General features: G+C 56.0%; 2 pseudogenes. Both read left to right on the top strand.

The features are described from left to right. Window positions 1-120 (top strand): annotated as a pseudogene (locus F7R02_RS27695) (IS30 family transposase); the annotation flags it as partial. Between the two features lie 424 nt (window positions 121-544). Then, window positions 545-634 (top strand): annotated as a pseudogene (locus F7R02_RS25765) (IS5/IS1182 family transposase); the annotation flags it as partial.

Here is a 634-nt window from a genome sequence, read left to right as displayed (position 1 = left end):
AATCACATCGCGTTACTGATGAACACCCGTCCTCGCCAGACACTGGGCTGGAAAACGCCTAGCGAAGCAATGGAAGCGGAAATCGCCGCCTTCAAATCATCTGTTGCACTTGAATCTTGAGACCGCCCAGCGCTCTCAGGCTCTCTTGACGCTGTTGTATCGCTCGACGGATCGCCTCTGTCGTAGTGGCGCTCCCGTGTAGAACCTGGCCATCGTGCTTCCTTCCATTCGAGGGAAAATAGTGCACCATCAAAGCCTGGGATCAAACAGCTAGGGCATCGGTGGCTACCGGCCAACCGATGCCTAGATCGTAGGTTCCTCCGAGGATGCTAGTCGTGAGCACGTCCTGGGTGACCTCTTGCAATAGCACAGGTGTTTCAGGCTCTTCTGTTCGCTGAAGCGCAAGGAGATCAGCCAACTCTGGGGACAGCACTGCTGGAGCGGCGGCAACTCTGATCAATCGCGAGCAACAATTCTGGTTCATGGTCTGCCCCTCCGGACTATATAAGAACCTGTTCACGATCTTCGCTGATCAGTGCAGACTATGCGGATGCGCCAAAAGACCTATCCGAGCGACATGAGCCGGGAGCAGTTCGCACACGTGCTGCCGATCCTGGAACAAGCGCGCAAGCGC

It is taken from the genome of Xanthomonas cissicola, assembly GCF_008801575.1.
Classification (GTDB): domain Bacteria; phylum Pseudomonadota; class Gammaproteobacteria; order Xanthomonadales; family Xanthomonadaceae; genus Xanthomonas; species Xanthomonas cissicola.
Note: the sequence above shows the minus strand (reverse complement) of the source record. Positions and strands in the feature narration are given on the sequence as shown.